The organism is Methanopyrus sp. (genome assembly GCF_053997775.1).
The window spans coordinates 1-16,728 of record NZ_JBMXXF010000015.1; the positions used below are offsets into that span (position 1 = coordinate 1).

Genomic DNA, 16,728 nt, shown 5'->3' on the forward strand with positions numbered 1-16,728 from the left:
AAAGGGTTGATCCTCGCCTTCACCGGGAAGGGCGGGACGGGGAAGACCGTCCTCGCCGCCCTCACCGTCCTCGAGCTCACCGAGCGCGGGGCCGGCGACCTCCTCGTCATCGACGCGGACCCGGACGCGAACCTCCCCGACGCGCTGGGCGTCGAGCCCGAGACCACGCTGGGCGAGGTGCGGGAGCGGTTCAAGCGCGAGATCGAGGAGCAGCTCCCGCCCGGCTTCGACAAGCAGGCGTACATGGAGTACCTGGTGATGACCGCCCTCCACGAGACCGAGGGCTACGATCTCCTCGTCATGGGCCGCTCCGAGGGCCGCGGGTGCTACTGCGCGGTCAACCACTGGCTCCGCCGGGTCATGTCCGAGCTCCTCCCGAGGTACGACCTCGTGATCATGGACTGCGAGGCCGGGCTGGAGCACGTCAGCCGCGGCATCATCGACGGCGTCGACCTCGTTCTGATCGTAGTCGACCACTCCCGCAAGGCCCTGAACACCGCCCGCCGGATCGTGGAGCTCATCGACGAGCTCGAGTCCGAGGTGGAGGACGTTCGGGTCGTGGCGAACCGGGTCACGGACCGGGAGTACCGCGTGATCCGGCGCGAGGGCGAGCGGATGGGGCTCTCCTTCCTCGGGCGCGTCCGCCCGGACGAGGAGCTGGTCGAGCTCGAGCTGCGCGGTCGACCGCTTACCGAGCTCCCGCCTGAGTCCAAAGCCCGGACCGACCTCCGCGAGATTCTCTCCCGGGCGGGGGTGTTGTAGGTGTCCGAGCGCCGCTTGGAGGACCTGCTGCGGGAGCTGCTCGATCGCATCCTGGGTGAGGGTGAGGTGCGGGAGGTGGAGCTTCGGGACGTGTCGATCGAGGCGGACGAGCTGGAGCTCGAACTGCGCACGGTCGCCCAGGCGCTGCCCCGAGAGGTGTGGGAGCGGCTGGTGCGGCCCCGCGCGGAGGCGGTCGAGCGAGAGGTCGAGGTGCCCGAGTACGAGCCTCCGGTGGAGGAGTACGAGGGCGAGGTCGCCGAGGTCCAGCTCGGCGCGACGCGCTCCGAGGGCGGGACGCGGGACCGCGTGGTCAAGCTCGGCGGCGAGCGGGCTTACTTCGTCTTTGAGGCCCCGCGACCCAACCCGCCCGTCGTCACCTTCGACGTGTTCGACACCCCGGACGTGGGCATCCCGGGTCCCATCCGGGAGGAGCTGGGGGACGTGATCGAGGACCCCGTGGACTGGGCCAGGACGGTCGTGAAGCGGTACGGCGTGGACGTGATCACGCTGCACCTGGTGAGCACGTCCCCGAAGCTGCACGACGCGCCCGTGGAGGAGGCGATGGAGACCCTGGAGGACGTGCTGGACGCGGTCAAGGTCCCGATCATCGTGGGCGGCTCGGGCGACCCGGAGAAGGACGTGGAGGTGTTCGTGAAGGCGGCCGAGGTGTGCGAGGGCGAGCGGGTGATGCTCTCCTCGATCAACGAGGACATGGACTTCGAGCGGGTGGTCGAGGCGGCCAAGGAGCACGGGCACGTGGTCCTGACCTTCGCGCCGGTCGATGTTAACATGATGAAAACCCTGAACAAGCGGGTGCTCAACCTGGGCCTCTCGAAGGAGGACGTGGTGATGGACCCGACCACGTGCGCGCTCGGTTACGGGATCGAATACACGGTCGACGTGATGACCCGGATCCGCCTCGCCGCCCTCCACGGCGACGAGTACCTCCAGATGCCCATCTCGAGCGGTTCGACCAACGCGTGGGCCGCCCGGGAGGCCTGGATGAAGGAGGAGAGCTGGGGCCCGCGCGAGTACCGGGGCCCGCTCTGGGAGGCCGTGACCGCGACCACCGTCGCCCTGTGCGGCGCGGACCTCCTCATGATGTTCCACCCCTGGGCCGTCCAGGTCGTGCAGGAGGCGCTCGAGTACATGGGCCGGGAGCGGGAGGTGGGGGACGTGCACGTTACGGACTTCATCGCCTAGGGGGTCGCCCCCGTGCCGCGAGCCGACGTGATGGAGGTGTACAACCTCCTCCCCAAGTCCAACTGCGGAGCCTGCGGCTGCAAGACCTGCATGGAGTTCGCGACCAAGCTCGTCAACCGGGAGGCCGACCCCGAGGACTGCCCGAACCTAGACGAGGACTCCCTGAAAAAGCTCCGCGAACTCCTCGCCCCGCCCGTCCGCGAGGTCACCATCTGCCGGGGCGACCGCGAGGTGGTCGTGGGCGGCGACGAGGTCCTCTTCCGCCACGAGCTCTCGTACTTCAACCCGCCCCCCGTGTTCATCGCCGTGTACGACGACATGGAGGAGGACGAGCTGCGCGAGAAGACCGAGCGCGCCCAGGAGTTCCAGGTCGAGCGCGTGGGCGAGACCCTCCGCGTGGACGGGCTGGCCGTCGTCTCCCGGACCGGCGACCCGGAGCGGTTCGCCGCGGCCGTGGAGACGGCCGTGGAGCACTCCGAGGACCTCGCGATCGCCCTGATCTCGCGGGACCCCCGGGTGCTCGCGGCGGGCCTGGACGCGTTCGACGAGCGCCCCCTCCTTTACCCGGCCACCGAGGAGAACCTGGAAGACCTGGTCGAGCTCGCGGCGGAGCACGAGTGCCCGCTCGGCCTCCACGCCACCGAGGTCGAGGACCTGGTCGAGCTCTCGGCCCGCGCGCGCGAGCGGGTGGAGGACCTGCTCCTGGACCCGGGCACGGAGTTCGGCCCCCACGACGTGGTCGCCACGACGGACAAGCTGGCCGAGCTCCGCAAGGCCGCCGTCGAGGAGGAGTTCGAGCCCCTCGGGTACCCCACCCTGGTCACCACCTTCCCGTACCGCTTCCTGGAGGACGACCCGGTGGAGGCGGCCCGGCGCGAGTCCTACCTCGCCGCCGCCTGCGTGCTCCGCTACGCGGACGCCCTGATCATGGACACCCTCGAGCCCTGGGCCCTGCTGCCCGTCCTGACCCAGCGCCAGTGCATCTACACGGACCCGCGCGAGCCGCAGGCGGTGGACCCGGGCCTCTACAAGATCGGGGACCCGGACGAGCACTCCCCCGTGCTCGTCACGACCAACTTTACCCTCACGTACCACTGCGTGGCCGACGACCTCGAGAGCGCGGACGTGGACTGCTGGCTCCTCGTCATCGACACGGGCGGACTGGCCGTCGACGTCAGCGTCGCGGGCGGCCAGTTCAACGGGCAGGCGGTGAAGGAGGCCCTCGAGGAGTTCAACGTGGAGGACAAGGTCAACCACCGCGTGCTCGTGATCCCCGGCAAGGCCGCGGCGGTGAAAGGGGACGTCGAGGACGCGACCGGGTGGAAAGTCGTGATCGGCACGCAGGACTCCTCAGAACTCCCCGACTTCCTCGAGAGGGAAGGGCTCCTCCGGATCGAGGAGGGATAGCCCGGTGACCACCGTGCTGGTGACGGGCGGGGCCGGCTTCATCGGCTCGCACGTGGTCGAGGAGCTCGTCGCCCGCGACTACCACGTGGGCGTCGTCGACGCCCTCATCACCGGCGACCTGACCAACCTCGAGCGCGTGCTCGACGACGTCGAGTTCTGGCGAACGGACGTCCGGGATCCCCACGGGCTCGAGACCGTCCTCCGGGAGCTACAGCCCGACGTCATCGTGCACCTCGCCGCGCAGACGAACGTCCGCTACTCCATGGACAACCCCCTCGCGGACGCGACCGTGAACGCGATCGGCACCCTGAACCTGGCCGCCCTCGCCGCCCGCCACGAGGTCGACCGCCTCGTGTACGCCTCCTCCGGCGGGGCCGTGTACGGGGAACCGCGGTACCTACCCGTGGACGAGGAGCACCCCACCCACCCCATCTCCAACTACGGCGCGTCCAAGCTGGCCGGCGAGCACTACGTCCGCGTGTACGCCGAGGCGTACGACCTCGACCACGTGATCCTCCGGTACGCGAACGTGTACGGGCCCCGCCAGGACCCGCGCGGCGAGGCCGGCGTCATCCCGATCTTCCTCCTCCGCGCCGCCAGGAACGAGCCCCTCCGCGTCTTCGGCGACGGCGAGCAGACCCGGGACTTCATCTTCGTCCGGGACGTCGCCCGCGTGACCGCCGACGCGGTCGAGCGCGGGCACGGCACCTACAACATCGGCTCCGGGCGGGAGACCTCCATCAACGAGCTCATCGACCTCATCCGCGAGGTCACGAACCGGGACGTGAAGGTCGTGTACGAGCACGCCCGCCCGGGCGAGGTGCGCCGCATCTACCTGGACGTCACCCGGGCCCGCAAGGAGCTCGACTTCGAGCCCGAGACGGACCTCAAGGAGGGTATCAAGCTCACCTGGGACTGGATCCGGAAGCACGTCCTCTAAGGGGAGGCCCGACCGTGCCGGACACCCTCGTCCTCGCGGTCAACCCGGACCGGTGCCGCGGCTGCAGTAAGTGCGTGAAGGCCTGCGAGGAGACCCACGGGCACGCGCGCATCTACAAGGTCTCCGAGGACGCACCCCCGGTGACCTGCCTCCAGTGCGACGACCCGCCCTGCGCCGCCGCCTGCCCGATCGACGCGATCCGGGAGGAGGGTGGGGCGCTGATCGTCACCGAGGACTGCATCGGCTGCGGGCTCTGCGCCGTCGCCTGCCCCTTCGGCGCCATCGAGCTCGCGGGCGGCCGGGCCGAGAAGTGCACCCTCTGCGTGGACGCGCCCAAGAAGGCGCCCGCCTGCGTCGAGGCCTGCGACCGGGGCGCCCTCCGCCTCCTCTCCAAGTCGGACCTCCCTCGCGAGAAGCGCGAGTGGTTCGCCGAACAGCTCCAACGCGCGCACAGTATCCTGCGGGAAGAGGAGTAGCCCGGGCGAGGATCCCCATGAAGCTCGGGATCGTCGGGAAGGGGGGCGTGGGCAAGACCACCGTCGCCGCCACCCTCGCCAAGCTCCTGGCCGAGCGCGGGCACGAGGTCCTCGCCGTGGACGCCGACCCCGACCCGGACCTCGCGTACTCGATGGGCCTCGACGAGCCCCCCACCCCGGTCGTCGAGCGGGAGGAGCTCATCCGGGAGCGGACGGGCGCGCCCCCCGGCGCGACGTTCGGCCCCCTCTTCCGGGTCAACCCGCGCGTCTCGGACCTCCCCGACCGACTCGCCGTCGAGGTCGAGCCCGGGCTGCGCCTCCTCGTGGTCGGCCGGGTGGAGGACGCCGGCGAGGGCTGCTTCTGCCCCGCGGCCGCCCTCGCGCGCCGGCTGATCCGGCACGTCGTCGCCGACCGGGGCGAGGCGATCGTCGTGGACACGGACGCGGGCCTGGAGCACTTCGGCCGGCGCGTGCTCGAGGCGGTGGACTGGATCGTCATCGTCTGCGAGCCCTCGGTCAAGTCCTTCAAGAACGCCCGGGAGTCCGCCCGACTCGCCCGACGGATGGGCGTCGACCGGCTCGCCCTCGTGCGCAACAAGTGGGTGGAGGGCGTGGAGGGGCCCGACGTCGACGCGGACGTCACCGTCACCGTGCCCGAGTCCCCCGGGCTGAAGCGGCTCGAGCTCCGGGGCCGCCCCGTGTGGGAGGACGAGACCGTCCGCTCGGCGTGCGAGGAGCTCCTGGACGGGATGTTCGAGGCCTGATGGGGGTGGACGCGTGGCCGAGGACGAGTACACGGTCGAGATCGACGAGCGCCTGTGCAAGGGCTGCTTCCTCTGCGTCTGGACCTGCCCCGTGGACGCCCTCCGGGAGTCCGACCGGAGGAACGAGCGGGGGTACCGGCTCCCCGAGTACGTGGGAGGCTGCCGGGGCTGCCGCCAGTGCGAGCTGATCTGCCCGGACCTCGCCATCGAGGTCAGGAGGAAGGGGGAGGGCTCGTGAGCGAACGGGTCGAGTTCCTTCAGGGTAACGAGGCCTGCGCCGAGGGCGCGATCGCGGCCGGGTGCCGGTTCTTCGCGGGCTACCCGATCACCCCGTCCACCGAGATCGCCGAGCGCATGAGCGAGCGGCTGCCGGAGGTCGGCGGCGTTTACGTGCAGATGGAGGACGAGATCGGCTCGCTGGCCGCCGTCATCGGCGCCTCCTGGGCCGGCGTGAAGGCCATGACCGCGACCTCCGGGCCCGGCTTCTCCCTCATGCAGGAGCACATGAGCTTCGCCGCCATGACCGAGACCCCGTGCGTGGTCGTGAACGTCCAGCGCGGCGGGCCCAGCACCGGCCAGCCCACCAAGGCCTCCCAGTCCGACGTGATGCAGGCCCGCTGGGGCGGTCACGGGGACTACGAGGTCGTCGCGCTCGCCCCCTCCACCGTCCAGGAGATGTACGACCTCACCGTCGAGTGCTTCAACTGGGCCGAGCGACTGCGCGTCCCCGCGGTCCTCCTTGCCGACGAGGTCGTCGGGCACATGCGCGAGCGCGTGATCCTGAGGGAGGACGTCGAGACCGTGGACCGCGAGCTGCCGGAGGAGGGGAAGGAGGTCCGGGAGCCCTTCCCCCTGGAACCGGACGACCTCGTGCCCCCCATGCCCGTGTTCGGGCGCGGACACCGCGTGCACGTGACCGGCCTGACCCATGACGAGCGGGGCTACCCCGCCACCGACGACCCCGAGGTGCACCGACGGCTGGTCCGCCGGCTCTGCAACAAGGTCCGCAAGCGCGCCCGGAAGATCCACGAGAGCGTCGGGTACGACCTCATCGAGCGCGAGTCCGACCTGGCCCTCGTGGCCTACGGCGGCTGCGCCCGGACCGTCCTCGAGGCGGCCGAGGAGCTCAACGCCACGGTCTTCCGCCCCCGGGTCATCCACCCCTTCGACCCGGACCTCGTCCGGAGGCTCCTCGACGGGTACGAGGTGCTCGTCGTCGAGATGAACCTCGGCCAGTACGTCGAGATGATCGAGCGCGCCCTGGACGCGGAGTGCGTGCACGCCCTCGAGTACCCGGGCGGCTACCCGCCCACCCCGGAGCGCGTGGTCGAGGAGGCCGAGCGCCTCCAGGGGTGAGCCCCGTGAACTGGCGGGACCTCATCCGATGGGAGCGAATGCCGCACATCCTCTGCCCGGGGTGCGGGAACGGGACCATCCTAAACGTGCTCGTCCGCGCCCTCGCCGAGAAGTTCGAGGCGGGCGAGCTCGACCCCGACCGGACCGTCCTCGTCTCCGGCATCGGCTGCTCCTCCCGCCTCCCCGGCTACGTGCGACTCGACTCCCTCCACACGACCCACGGGCGCCCGCTGGCCTTCGCCACCGGCCTCAAGCTGGCGAACCCCGACCTGGAGATCATCGTCCTCACCGGCGACGGGGACGCGGCCGCGATCGGCGGGAACCACCTCATCCACGCCGCCCGCCGGAACCTCGACGTGACCGTGATCTGCTCCAACAACCTCATCTACGGCATGACCGGCGGCCAGGTGAGCCCCACCACGCCGGAGGGCGCCAAGTCCACGACGACCCCGTACGGGAACCCCGAGCCCCCCTTCGACCTCTGCGAGCTCGTCATGGGGGCCGGCGCCCCCCACGTCGAGCGCTGGACCACGGCGCACCCCCAACAGCTCAAACGGGCCATCCACCGCGCCCTCGAGCGGGACGGCTTCTCCTTCATCGACGTCCTCTCCCAGTGCCCCACCAACTACGGGCGCCGCAACGACCTGAAGAGCCCCCGCGAGATGCTCGAGTGGCTGAGGGAGAACACGAGCACCAAGGACGAGCCCGGCAAGATCCGAATCGGTATCCTCCGGGACGAGGAGCGCAAACCCTTCCACGAGCGCGTGCACGAGCTCATCGAGGAGGTGAGCGGCGATGAGGAAGGAAGTTAGAATCAGCGGCTTCGGCGGCCAGGGCGTCGTTCTCGCCGGGGTCGTCCTCGGCCGGGCCGCGGCCGTGTACGAGGGCTACAACGCCGTCCAGACCCAATCCTACGGCCCGGAGGCCCGCGGCGGCGCCTCCCGCTCCGACGTCATCGTCTCGGACGAGGAGATCATGTACCCGTACGTGCGACGCCCCCACTACCTCGTCACCATGTCCCAGGAGGCCTACGACCGGTACGCCCCACAGGTGAGGGAAGACGGCCTCATCGTCTACGACTCCACCCTCGTCGAGCCCAACGAGGAGCACGACGTCGAGCACGTGGGCGTGCCCGCCACGAGGATCGCCGAGGAGCAACTGGGCCTCCGCATCGTCGCCAACATGGTCATCCTCGGCGCCCTGCGCGAGCTCACCGACCTCGTGTCCGAGGAGTCCCTGAAGCGCGCCGTCCGGGACGCGGTGCCCCCCGGCACCGAGGAGGTCAACGTCCGGGCCGTCGAGCAGGGGGCCCGGGGGGTCCGCGAATGATCCGACTGCTCGAGTACCAGGCGAAGCGGCTCCTGAGGGAGCAGGGCGTCCCCACCCCCGAGGGCGACCTCGCCCGAACCCCCGAGGAGGCGGCTCGGATCGCCGAACGGATCGACGGCCCGGTGGTCGTAAAGGCCCAGGTGCCCGTGGGGGCCCGCGGGAAGGCGGGCGGCGTGCTCTTCGCCGACGACCCCCGGGAGGCGCGCGAGGCGGCGGAACGGCTGCTGGGCTCCAAGATCCGGGGTGAGGTGGTGAAGCAGGTGCTCGTGGAGGAGCGCGTCGACATCGAGGAGGAGTGGTACGTGTCCATCACCCTGGACCGGGCCGAGCGCGTCCCCGTCCTGCTCATTTCCCGGGAAGGTGGAATCGACATCGAGGAGGTCCCGGACGAGAAGATAGCCCGCACGCACGTCGACCCCGTCCTGGGGCTCCGCGGGTTCGAGGCCCGCCGGACCGCGCTGGAGGCGGAGATACCCAGACGCCACGCCCCGGCGCTGGAGCGCGTCTCCCTCGCCCTCTACCGGGTGTTCGACGAGTACGACGCCCACCTGGTCGAGGTTAACCCGCTGGTCCTGACCCGGGACGGGGAGCTCGTCGCCGTCGACGCGGTCGTCAACCTGGACGAGGACGCGGCGCACCTCCGGCACCCCGAGTTCGCCGAGAAGACCGAGGACTTCCCCTTCGTGGAGCTGGACGGCAACATCGGGATCATCGCGAACGGGGCCGGGCTCACCATGGCCACCATCGACCTGGTCAAGGACCTCGGGGGCGAGCCCGCCAACTTCCTGGACGTGGGCGGCGGGGCGGACCCCACCCTGATCAAGCGCGCTGTCCTCCGGGTCGCCGAGCTGGACGTGGACGTCATCCTCATCAACATCTTCGGCGGGATCACCCGCTGCGACGAGGTCGCGAAGGGCGTCGTCTCCGTCCTGGAGGACGTGGACATCCCACTCGTCGTCCGCCTCGTAGGCACGAACGAGGAGGAGGGCCAGCGCATCCTCCGCGAGCACGGGATCGAGGCCTTCACCGACCTGGAGGAGGCCGTGAAGAAGGCCGTCGAGCTCGCGGGGTGAGCCCCGTGATCGACGGCGACACCCGCGTGCTCGTCCAGGGCATCACCGGGCGCCACGGCAGCTTCCACACCAGGCTCATGCTCGAGTACGGGACGAACGTCGTCGCCGGAGTGACCCCGGGCAAGGGCGGGCAGGAGGTCCACGGGGTCCCCGTCTACGACACGGTCGAGGAGGCCGTGGAGGAGACCGGGGCCGAGGCCTCCGTCGTCTTCGTCCCCGCCCCGGCCGCCCCCGACGCGGTCATGGAGGCCATCGAGGCCGGGCTGGACCCGATCGTGGTCATCACCGAGCACATCCCCGCCCACGACACGATGCGGTTCGTCGAGCTGGCCCGCTGGGAGGGCATCCGGATCATCGGCCCCAATACGCCCGGGCTCATCGTCCCCCCCGAGCGCACTAAGCTCGGCATCATGCCCCACCACGTGTTCACCGAGGGCGAGGTCGCCGTCGCCTCCCGCAGCGGCACCCTCACGTACGAGATCGTCCAGTCCATGACGGAGGCCGGGATCGGCCAGTCCCTCTGCGTGGGACTCGGCGGCGACCAGATCGTCGGCACCACCTTCATCGACTTCCTTGAGTACGTCCGGGAGGACCGCCGCACCGAGGCCGTCGTCCTCATCGGCGAGATCGGGGGCAACGCGGAGGAGCTCGCCGCCGAGTACATCGTGGAGACCGACTTCCCCAAACCCGTCGTCGCCTACATCGCCGGCCGCCACGCCCCACCCGGCAAGCGCATGGGCCACGCGGGCGCCATCATCGAGCGGGGTGCCGGCACGGCCGAATCCAAGATCCGGGCGCTGAAGCGCGCCGGGGTTGACGTCGCCGAGAAGCCCTGGGAGGTCCCCGAGCTCCTCCGGGAGTACCTCTGATGAAAGTCTCCGTCCCCGGCGCCCTCACCTGCTTCTTCTACCCACTCCCGCACCACGACCCCCGACGCGCCGGCTCCATCGGGCTCGGCATCGCGATCGAGGACGTCGTGCGCGTGCGCGCCCGACCCCTCCGCTCCGACCGCGTCCGCGTGCGCGCGAACCACCCCATCGGCGACGAGATCGCCCGCGCCTGCGCCGAGACCCTGGGCACGGGCCTCAGCGTCCGGTACGAGTTCCGCGCACCCCCCGGCTGCGGGCTCGGAACCAGCGCCGCGTCCGCCCTCGGCACCCTACTGGCCGCCCAACTGCGCCTCGAGGGGACCGCCGACCCCCGTTGGATCGCCCGCCGCGCCCACGAGATCGAGCTCCAACTCGGCACCGGGCTGGGCGACGTGACCACCATCTGGCACGGGGGCGCGGTCCTCCGCCTCCGCACCGGCTACCCGGACCGGGTGAAGACGGCGCGCATCCCCCTGCCCGAACGCACCCTCACCGTGGAACGACCCGTTCCCCTGGACACCCGACGAGAGCTGCCTCGACTGGACCGGAGCCGGCTCGAACCCGCGCTGGCCTATACCCAGCTCCTCACCCGCCGCCCGGACCCCGACCTCGCCCTCCGCCTCGCCCGCCGGTTCGCCCGACGCCTCGGGCTGAACCCGCCCCGGAACGGCTCCATCGCCCTCCTCAGCCGCACCCGGTTCCGCCCAGGGGACGAGGGGCCGGGACGCCGGTTCCGCGTCTCCCTTCGGCCCTTCCCGAAACTGATATCATCGATCTCCTGAACGGTGTTACGGGGTGGCACCGATGTGTGAGTTCCGGGTGCGGCTGGACGGCGAGACGGTGGCCGAGGACGTGCTCTACCTGGAGGTGCAGGAGGACGGGATCCTCCTGCGCGACATCACGGGCGAGGAGCGGTTCATCGAGGGCGCCCGGGTGAAGCGGGTGGACATGGACGAGCACGTGGTGGAACTGGAGCGGTAGGGCTCGGGGCTCACAGGGCTCTTCATTCGTCCCCGTCCGTCGGCCTGGAACTCCTCATCGCCCGACCCAGATCCTCCACCGCCCGCTCCGGATCCTCGGCCCGGGTGACCGCCCGACCCACGATCTCGAAGTCGGCCCCGGCCTCCAACGCCGAGCCCGGCTCCGCGCCCTGGGCGCCCACTCCCGGGCTGATTATGACCTTGTCGGTGAGCTCCCGCACCGCGCGCACCTGGGCCGGCCGCGTGGCCGGGGCCACGAACCCCACCACACCGTCCAGGTGCTCGCAGACCCGAACGACCTCCCGGCACACCGGATCGTAGAACCGCCGCGCCCCCGGGTGGCTCATCGTCGCCACGACCACGACCGGCGCCTCCCGAGCGCACTCCCGGACGACGTCTCGGCCCACGAACCCGTGCACGATCACGGCGTCCGCGCCGCGCTCCGACACGGCGGCGACGATGCGCCGCGAGACCTCGGGAATGTCGGCCACCTTCAGGTCCACCAGCACGAAGGACTCCCTCACCGCGCGGGCCACCTCCCGCACGCCCTCCGCGCCCGCCTCCAAAACGACGTCGTATCCGATCTTAAACCCGTCCACGCGCCCGTCCAGCCGCTCCGCCAGCTCCACCGCCCGCTCCAGACCCACGTCCAGCGCCACGATGAGGCGCGTCCTCGGCTCGAACAACCCACCGCACCCCCACGAGCTCACCCGCGTGGTACCCGAGATCGAACGCCAACGCGGCCACCATCACGCCCCAGTCCAAAAGCCCCGCGAGCCACCCCACCACCACGCCCACCTTCAGGACGGGACGCAGACCCCACGGATCCCACGGATGCACCAGCTCGTCCACGGCCGCGAGCAGGGCGATCAGGAGGAGCGGGACCGCGCCCGGCCCCCGGGGAGCCAGCAGCACCGCGCCCACGGTGACCGCGACCGCGGCGACCCAATGACAGGGCTCGTCGAGCTTCCCCACCACCCCGTTCCCCAGGGTCAGCCCCAGGTAGAGCTCGGGGCCCACCCCCATAGGGACGGAGGCGACGGCGACCAGCGCGGCGAGCGCCCCGGGCAGCAGCGCGGCGCGCCGCCGACCGGCCCGATCCACCAGGTCGTCGGCCAGCTTCAGCAGCGCCCCGGAGACCGCGGCCAGCAGCGCCCCGGTCAGCATCTCCCGATCCCCAGCCGCTGTAGGACGCCCGTCACGAGCAGGGGGAACAGGACCGTGTAGTCGCCGATCACCGTGGCCACCTCCGCGTCCTCCCGCACCTTGTCCCAGGACTTACCCTCCTCCAGCGGCGCCCCGCTGAGGCTCCCCGTCTCCGGCCGGTCCATCGTGATCTGAACCGCGTAATCCAACCCGCCGCGGAGCATGGCCGCGCCCATCGCGAAGTGCTTGGGCACGCTCCCCCCGAGCATGATCGCGCCCAGCTCATCCGCCTCGAACACCAGGTCGGCCAGGTGGTGCATGTCGTCCACCAGGTCCAGCTCCAACCGGTGATCCTGCGCGTACAACCACACGTGCAGCCCGACCATCGAGTCCAGCAGACCCGGGGAGTAGACCGGAACCCCCTCCTCGGCCGCGGCCCGCAGGAACCCGTCCTCCAGCCGCCTCCCCATCTCCCAGAGCAGCTCCCGCCCCGAGACCCGCTCGGGCAGGTCCCTCAACACGTCGCGCATGAACCGCTCGAAGCGCTCGAACGCCTCCATGGGCACGTGCACGTCGTACACGCGCCCGTACCCGTCCACGTTCCTCCGACCCTTGACCACGTGCACGCCGCCCAGGGCCTCCAGCGCGTCGTGCACGACGTTCGCCCCGGACGTGATGACCGCGTCCACCAACCCCTCCCGGATGAGCAGCTCGAACAGGTCCCGCAGCCCGCCCGCGACGGCCGGGCCGGCCACCGTCAACAGCACCGTCGCGCCCGAGTCCCACATCCGCTCGAGCACCTCCGCCGCGCGCGCCAGCCGACCCGCCCCAAGCGCCCCCACCTCGCCCATGCGCCGCAGGAAGTCGTCCACGCTCATGTCCGGATCGTACCGGAAGTGCCGCCGCTCGCTCAACCCTCCAGGAACCCCTTCAGGTACTCCCCGATCAGCCGGCAGGCCACGACCGGGGTCACGTGGGACTCCACCTCCGGGCACAGCTCCACCACGTCCAGGTGCGCACCCGCGCGACCCGCCTCTCGCACGATTCGCGCCACCTCCTCGAACCCCAGCCCCCCGGGCTCCGGGGTGGTCACGCCGGGTGCGACCGACGGGTCCAGCGCGTCCAGATCCAGCGACACGTAGTCCGCGCGGCCCGCCTCCTCCACTGCCTCCTCCGGGGAGAGCAGCCGGAGCCGATCCGATCCCTCCAGCTCCTCCCACTCCCGCCGCGACCAGGCCCGGACGCCGACCAGGACCGCCCTTCCCACGCGCCTCAGGCAGGCGCGCAGGGCACCGTCGTGCCGCTCCGAGGGAAGCAGGTCCGGGTGCGCGTCCAACCACAGGAGGCGGCGCGGGCGCAGCCGGGACACGGCCCGCGCGGTAACGGTGTGATCCCCACCCAGGATCAGGAAGGCCCGGGGCCGGGTGCGCGGGCGGAAATCCGGGAGGTCGCCCTCGTCCACGAGGGTCAGCTCCTCCAGCGGGTCGCCCAAGCCGGGCTCGAAGAAGTCCAGGCCGCGCGCCGCTCGACGGATCACGCCGGGGGCCCGGGCCTGGCCTCGCGGGTACCCGGGCAGCACGCGCTCCGAGGGCAGGCCGAGCACGGTGACGTCCGGGGAGCGCACGTCCGAGGGGGAGAACGAGAGGGGGAATCGGGGGCTACTCCTCCTCCTTGATCCCGACAATCTTGCGCTTGCCCGCCGCCTCCATGTACTCGACCATCACGCCCTCCTCCAGCTGCGAGGCCAGCTCCTCGTCCTCCGGCTTCGGTACCTCGAACGTCTCGTAGGTCTCCATGTCCATCAGCTGCACCGTGTCGTCCATGACCGAGATCACCTGCGCGGTCTTCCGCTCGATCACCGGCACGTCCACCTTCGCGTCCACCGGCTTGGTGATCGTCCGCTTCTTCCCGTCGAAGAGCCCCACCGCGACGATCCGCGCCTTCGCCGACCCGTGCTTGCCCGGCGAGGACGTCGTGTACTCCACGATCTTGCAGGGCTCGTCGTCGATCATGATGTACTTACCCTTCTTCAGCTGGCGGACCTCCACCTTCTTGACCGCCATCCGGCATCCCCCGAGGGGATGCGCCCCCCGGCGGTCCCTTACTAATAATACTCGGCCTTTGGACCGGGGGTCCCGATGGCGACCGTCCGGTACGCCCTGGTGACCGGCACCGGGCGGGCGGACACCTCCCTGGCCGCGTTCGATGCCGCGCTGCTCGACGCGGGCATCGGGAACTGGAACCTGGTAACGCTCACCAGCATCCTCCCCCCGAACGCCGAGGAGGAGGACTCGCCCCCGCCCCTGCCTCCCGGCGCGATCGTCCCCGCGGTCCTGGCCCGGTCCGTGGACCGGGGCCCGGTGGCCAGCTGCGTGTGCGTGGCCCGCCTCGAGTCGGGGTTCGGCATTATCGCGGAGCGATCCGACGCCTCGGACCCGGACCGGGCGGAGGAGCTGGCCCTCCGGGACGTGGAGGAGATGGCGAGGGCGCGCGGCGAGGAGATCCTCGAGGTCAAGACCGCGACCGCCTTCAACGAGCCGGAGGAGGACGAGTGGGCGGCGGCCGTATCCGCGGTCGTCCTGTGGGGGCGAATCCCCGTTGGAGTCCCTCAGGAGTGAGCTCAAGCGGATCGTGACGGAACGGGTCCTCCCCCGCGTCCCCCGCGTCGAGCGGGGCTGGGAGAAGGTGGGGCGCGGCGCCGACGGTACCCCCACCATGCGGGTGGACGAGATCGCCGAGCGGGCCTTCCTCCGCGGGCTCGAGGACCGGGGCCTGGAGGTCCGGGTGATCAGCGAGGAGTCGGGCGAGGTAACCGTCGGGGAGGAGCCGGAGGCCACCCTGGTGCTGGACCCGCTGGACGGCTCCCACAACGCCTCGCGGGGGCTCCCCTTCTACTGCGTCTCCATCGGCCTCGCGGACCCTGAGGCCGAGTCGCTGGCGGACGTGGAGGACGGGCTCGTGATCTCGGACCTGATCACGTTCGACTCCGAGGGGGCACCGGAGGATCGCCCGAGCGGCCGCCCCACGGTCGCGATGTACTACTACGGGACCGAGCGGCTCCCCACCACCCTGCAGCGCCGGTTCAAGCTGCGGTGCCTGGGCTCCGTGGCGCTGGAGCTGGCGATGACGTGCCGCGGCATCCTCGACGGGTTCGTGGACGTGAGGGGCAGCCTCCGACCGACGGACGTGGCCGGGGCCTTCGGGCTCGGTCGAGGGGACACCGCCTTCCTGTTCTTCCGGGAGGGGAGGGAGCTAGAGCCGGAGGACGTGCCCCTACGTCCCGACTTCCGGTTCGAGCTGGCGGCCGCCCGGGACGAGGGGTTGGCCCGGGAGCTCTACGACGGGCTGCGGCGGGACGTGGGGCTGCGCCGGCTCCAGGCGCTGTTCGGCCGGCACCCGGAAGGGCTCGACCTCCACGGGCTGTGCGGGAAACTGGGCGAGGAGTGCGCGGAGCTCGCGCACGCGGTGGGCCGGGGCGAGGGGTACGAGGGGGAGCTGGCGGACGTGCTGGCCCTGGTCCTGAACCTCGCCAACGAGCTCGAGGTGGACCTCTTAGACGCGCTCCAGCGCAAGTTCCGGAGGGTGTTCGAATGCCACGAGCCCCGCGAACGGTCGGGGTGACCGGACGCACGGACCTGGACCGGGCCCTCGAGGTCGCGCGCCGGGTCTGCCGCCTGTGCCGGGAGCACGGGCTCGAGGTCATCGCGGACGAGACGCTGGGCCTGGAACGGGTCGAGGCGACGGACCTCCGCTCGCTGGGCGAGCTCTCGGACGTGATCGTCACCGTCGGCGGCGACGGTACCATCCTCCGCGTCTCCCGCCTCACCTCCGAGCACGAGGTGCCCCTGCTGGGCGTCAACCTGGGAAAGTTCGGGTTCCTCACCGAGGTGAGCGAGCGCGAGGTCCCGGAGGCGATCCGCCGGCTGGCCGAGGGTGACTTCACGGTGGAGGAACGGGACAAGCTGCTCGTGGAGGTGGGGGAGGAGGAGCGGGAGGACGTGCTCAACGAGGTGACCGTGACCACCAGCCGACCCGCCAAGATGATCCAGTACGGGCTGATCATCGACGGGTTCGAGGTCGAGCGGGCCTGGGCCGACGGAGTGCTGGTCTCAACCCCCACGGGCTCCACGGCCTACTCCCTGTCCGCGGGCGGCCCCATCGTGGAGCCGTCCGTGGAGTGCATGATCATCACCCCGCTCAACCCGTTCAAGCTCGAGGCGCGCCCCATGGTCGTCTCCCTGAACCGTCGGGTGGAAATCGAGGTTCACGACCCCGAACGCGCCGAGGTCGTGCTCGACGGTCAGAAGTACCTGCCCTTCCGCGAGCCCGTGGTCGTGACCCGGTCCGCCCACCGGGCCCGGTTCGTGCGCTTTGACTCCTCGTACTTCGAACGCCTCCGGGAGAAGTTCCTGGGGTGAGGACC

The 16,728-nt window shown here is 71.1% G+C and carries 22 protein-coding genes; 17 read left to right on the forward strand and 5 right to left on the reverse strand.

Annotated features, from left to right (window positions below; translation table 11 throughout):
- From ACXJJV_RS02250 to ACXJJV_RS02315, 14 genes are all read left to right on the forward strand, one after another.
- On the forward strand, positions 1-762 hold a 762-nt coding region (locus ACXJJV_RS02250), incomplete at its 5' end, for an ATP-binding protein (RefSeq protein ID WP_456466554.1).
- The gene (gene cdhD, locus ACXJJV_RS02255) at positions 763-1,965 is read left to right on the forward strand and encodes a CO dehydrogenase/acetyl-CoA synthase subunit delta (RefSeq protein WP_456466555.1); all 1,203 of its coding nucleotides are present in this window, start codon (positions 763-765) and stop codon (positions 1,963-1,965) included. It abuts the gene before it with no gap.
- 12 nt (positions 1,966-1,977) lie between these two features.
- A complete protein-coding gene (acsC, locus tag ACXJJV_RS02260; protein WP_456466556.1) occupies positions 1,978-3,372 on the forward strand; it encodes an acetyl-CoA decarbonylase/synthase complex subunit gamma in 1,395 nt (464 codons plus the stop codon).
- A 4-nt stretch (positions 3,373-3,376) separates the two neighbouring features.
- Positions 3,377-4,312 (forward strand): SDR family NAD(P)-dependent oxidoreductase, encoded by a 936-nt coding sequence (locus tag ACXJJV_RS02265; protein WP_456466557.1) that lies wholly within the window; start codon positions 3,377-3,379, stop codon positions 4,310-4,312.
- Between the two features lie 14 nt (positions 4,313-4,326).
- Positions 4,327-4,788, forward strand: coding sequence for a 4Fe-4S binding protein (locus ACXJJV_RS02270; protein ID WP_456466558.1), 462 nt, complete (start codon positions 4,327-4,329; stop codon positions 4,786-4,788).
- Positions 4,789-4,805: 17 nt separating this feature from the next.
- Positions 4,806-5,552: an ATP-binding protein gene (locus ACXJJV_RS02275; protein ID WP_456466559.1), complete on the forward strand. Its 747-nt coding sequence runs from the start codon at positions 4,806-4,808 to the stop codon at positions 5,550-5,552.
- A 13-nt stretch (positions 5,553-5,565) separates the two neighbouring features.
- Positions 5,566-5,790, forward strand: coding sequence for a 4Fe-4S dicluster domain-containing protein (locus ACXJJV_RS02280; RefSeq protein WP_456466560.1), 225 nt, complete (start codon positions 5,566-5,568; stop codon positions 5,788-5,790).
- A complete protein-coding gene (locus ACXJJV_RS02285) occupies positions 5,787-6,908 on the forward strand; it encodes a 2-oxoacid:acceptor oxidoreductase subunit alpha (protein WP_456466561.1) in 1,122 nt (373 codons plus the stop codon). Before ACXJJV_RS02280 ends, ACXJJV_RS02285 begins: the two co-directional genes overlap by 4 nt.
- Before the next feature lie 38 nt (positions 6,909-6,946).
- Positions 6,947-7,720, forward strand: coding sequence for a 2-oxoacid:ferredoxin oxidoreductase subunit beta (locus ACXJJV_RS02290; RefSeq protein ID WP_456466610.1), 774 nt, complete (start codon positions 6,947-6,949; stop codon positions 7,718-7,720).
- Positions 7,704-8,237 (forward strand): 2-oxoacid:ferredoxin oxidoreductase subunit gamma, encoded by a 534-nt coding sequence (locus ACXJJV_RS02295; RefSeq protein ID WP_456466562.1) that lies wholly within the window; start codon positions 7,704-7,706, stop codon positions 8,235-8,237. Before ACXJJV_RS02290 ends, ACXJJV_RS02295 begins: the two co-directional genes overlap by 17 nt.
- Positions 8,234-9,310, forward strand: coding sequence for an ADP-forming succinate--CoA ligase subunit beta (gene sucC / locus ACXJJV_RS02300; RefSeq protein ID WP_456466563.1), 1,077 nt, complete (start codon positions 8,234-8,236; stop codon positions 9,308-9,310). The genes ACXJJV_RS02295 and sucC overlap by 4 nt, the downstream gene beginning before the upstream one ends.
- Positions 9,307-10,179, forward strand: coding sequence for a succinate--CoA ligase subunit alpha (gene sucD / locus ACXJJV_RS02305; protein ID WP_456466564.1), 873 nt, complete (start codon positions 9,307-9,309; stop codon positions 10,177-10,179). The genes sucC and sucD overlap by 4 nt, the downstream gene beginning before the upstream one ends.
- Entirely contained in the window at positions 10,179-10,961 is a 783-nt protein-coding gene (locus ACXJJV_RS02310; RefSeq protein ID WP_456466565.1) for a GHMP family kinase ATP-binding protein, read from the forward strand. The genes sucD and ACXJJV_RS02310 overlap by 1 nt, the downstream gene beginning before the upstream one ends.
- Before the next feature lie 22 nt (positions 10,962-10,983).
- Positions 10,984-11,160 (forward strand): CooT family nickel-binding protein, encoded by a 177-nt coding sequence (locus ACXJJV_RS02315; protein ID WP_456466566.1) that lies wholly within the window; start codon positions 10,984-10,986, stop codon positions 11,158-11,160.
- 22 nt (positions 11,161-11,182) lie between these two features.
- On the opposite strand, the gene pyrF is transcribed toward ACXJJV_RS02315, so the two are convergent.
- The 5 genes from pyrF to ACXJJV_RS02340 are packed head-to-tail and all read right to left on the reverse strand — an operon-like array spanning position 11,183 to position 14,368.
- Positions 11,183-11,845: an orotidine-5'-phosphate decarboxylase gene (gene pyrF, locus ACXJJV_RS02320; RefSeq protein WP_456466567.1), complete on the reverse strand. Its 663-nt coding sequence runs from the start codon at positions 11,843-11,845 to the stop codon at positions 11,183-11,185.
- Positions 11,745-12,326: a hypothetical protein gene (locus tag ACXJJV_RS02325; RefSeq protein WP_456466568.1), complete on the reverse strand. Its 582-nt coding sequence runs from the start codon at positions 12,324-12,326 to the stop codon at positions 11,745-11,747. The genes pyrF and ACXJJV_RS02325 overlap by 101 nt, the downstream gene beginning before the upstream one ends.
- Positions 12,320-13,219 carry a deoxyhypusine synthase family protein gene (locus ACXJJV_RS02330; RefSeq protein WP_456466569.1) on the reverse strand — a complete coding sequence of 300 codons (900 nt, stop codon included), beginning with the start codon at positions 13,217-13,219 and terminating at the stop codon, positions 12,320-12,322. Before ACXJJV_RS02330 ends, ACXJJV_RS02325 begins: the two co-directional genes overlap by 7 nt.
- Positions 13,216-13,908, reverse strand: coding sequence for an arginase family protein (locus tag ACXJJV_RS02335; RefSeq protein ID WP_456466570.1), 693 nt, complete (start codon positions 13,906-13,908; stop codon positions 13,216-13,218). The genes ACXJJV_RS02330 and ACXJJV_RS02335 overlap by 4 nt, the downstream gene beginning before the upstream one ends.
- Positions 13,909-13,963: 55 nt before the next feature.
- Complete coding sequence (locus ACXJJV_RS02340; RefSeq protein WP_456466571.1) at positions 13,964-14,368, reverse strand: translation initiation factor IF-5A; 405 nt, start codon at positions 14,366-14,368, stop codon at positions 13,964-13,966.
- Positions 14,369-14,443: 75 nt separating this feature from the next.
- Between ACXJJV_RS02340 and ACXJJV_RS02345 the strand changes: the two genes are divergently transcribed.
- Genes ACXJJV_RS02345 through ACXJJV_RS02355 form a run of 3 tightly spaced genes read left to right on the forward strand, consistent with a single transcriptional unit; the run spans position 14,444 to position 16,723 of the window.
- Entirely contained in the window at positions 14,444-14,923 is a 480-nt protein-coding gene (locus tag ACXJJV_RS02345) for a pyruvoyl-dependent arginine decarboxylase (protein ID WP_456466572.1), read from the forward strand.
- Positions 14,904-15,926 (forward strand): inositol monophosphatase family protein, encoded by a 1,023-nt coding sequence (locus ACXJJV_RS02350; RefSeq protein WP_456466573.1) that lies wholly within the window; start codon positions 14,904-14,906, stop codon positions 15,924-15,926. The genes ACXJJV_RS02345 and ACXJJV_RS02350 overlap by 20 nt, the downstream gene beginning before the upstream one ends.
- On the forward strand, positions 15,923-16,723 hold the full coding sequence (locus ACXJJV_RS02355; protein ID WP_456466574.1) for an NAD(+)/NADH kinase: 801 nt from the start codon (positions 15,923-15,925) through the stop codon (positions 16,721-16,723). Before ACXJJV_RS02350 ends, ACXJJV_RS02355 begins: the two co-directional genes overlap by 4 nt.
- The last annotated feature ends 5 nt before the right edge of the window (positions 16,724-16,728 follow it).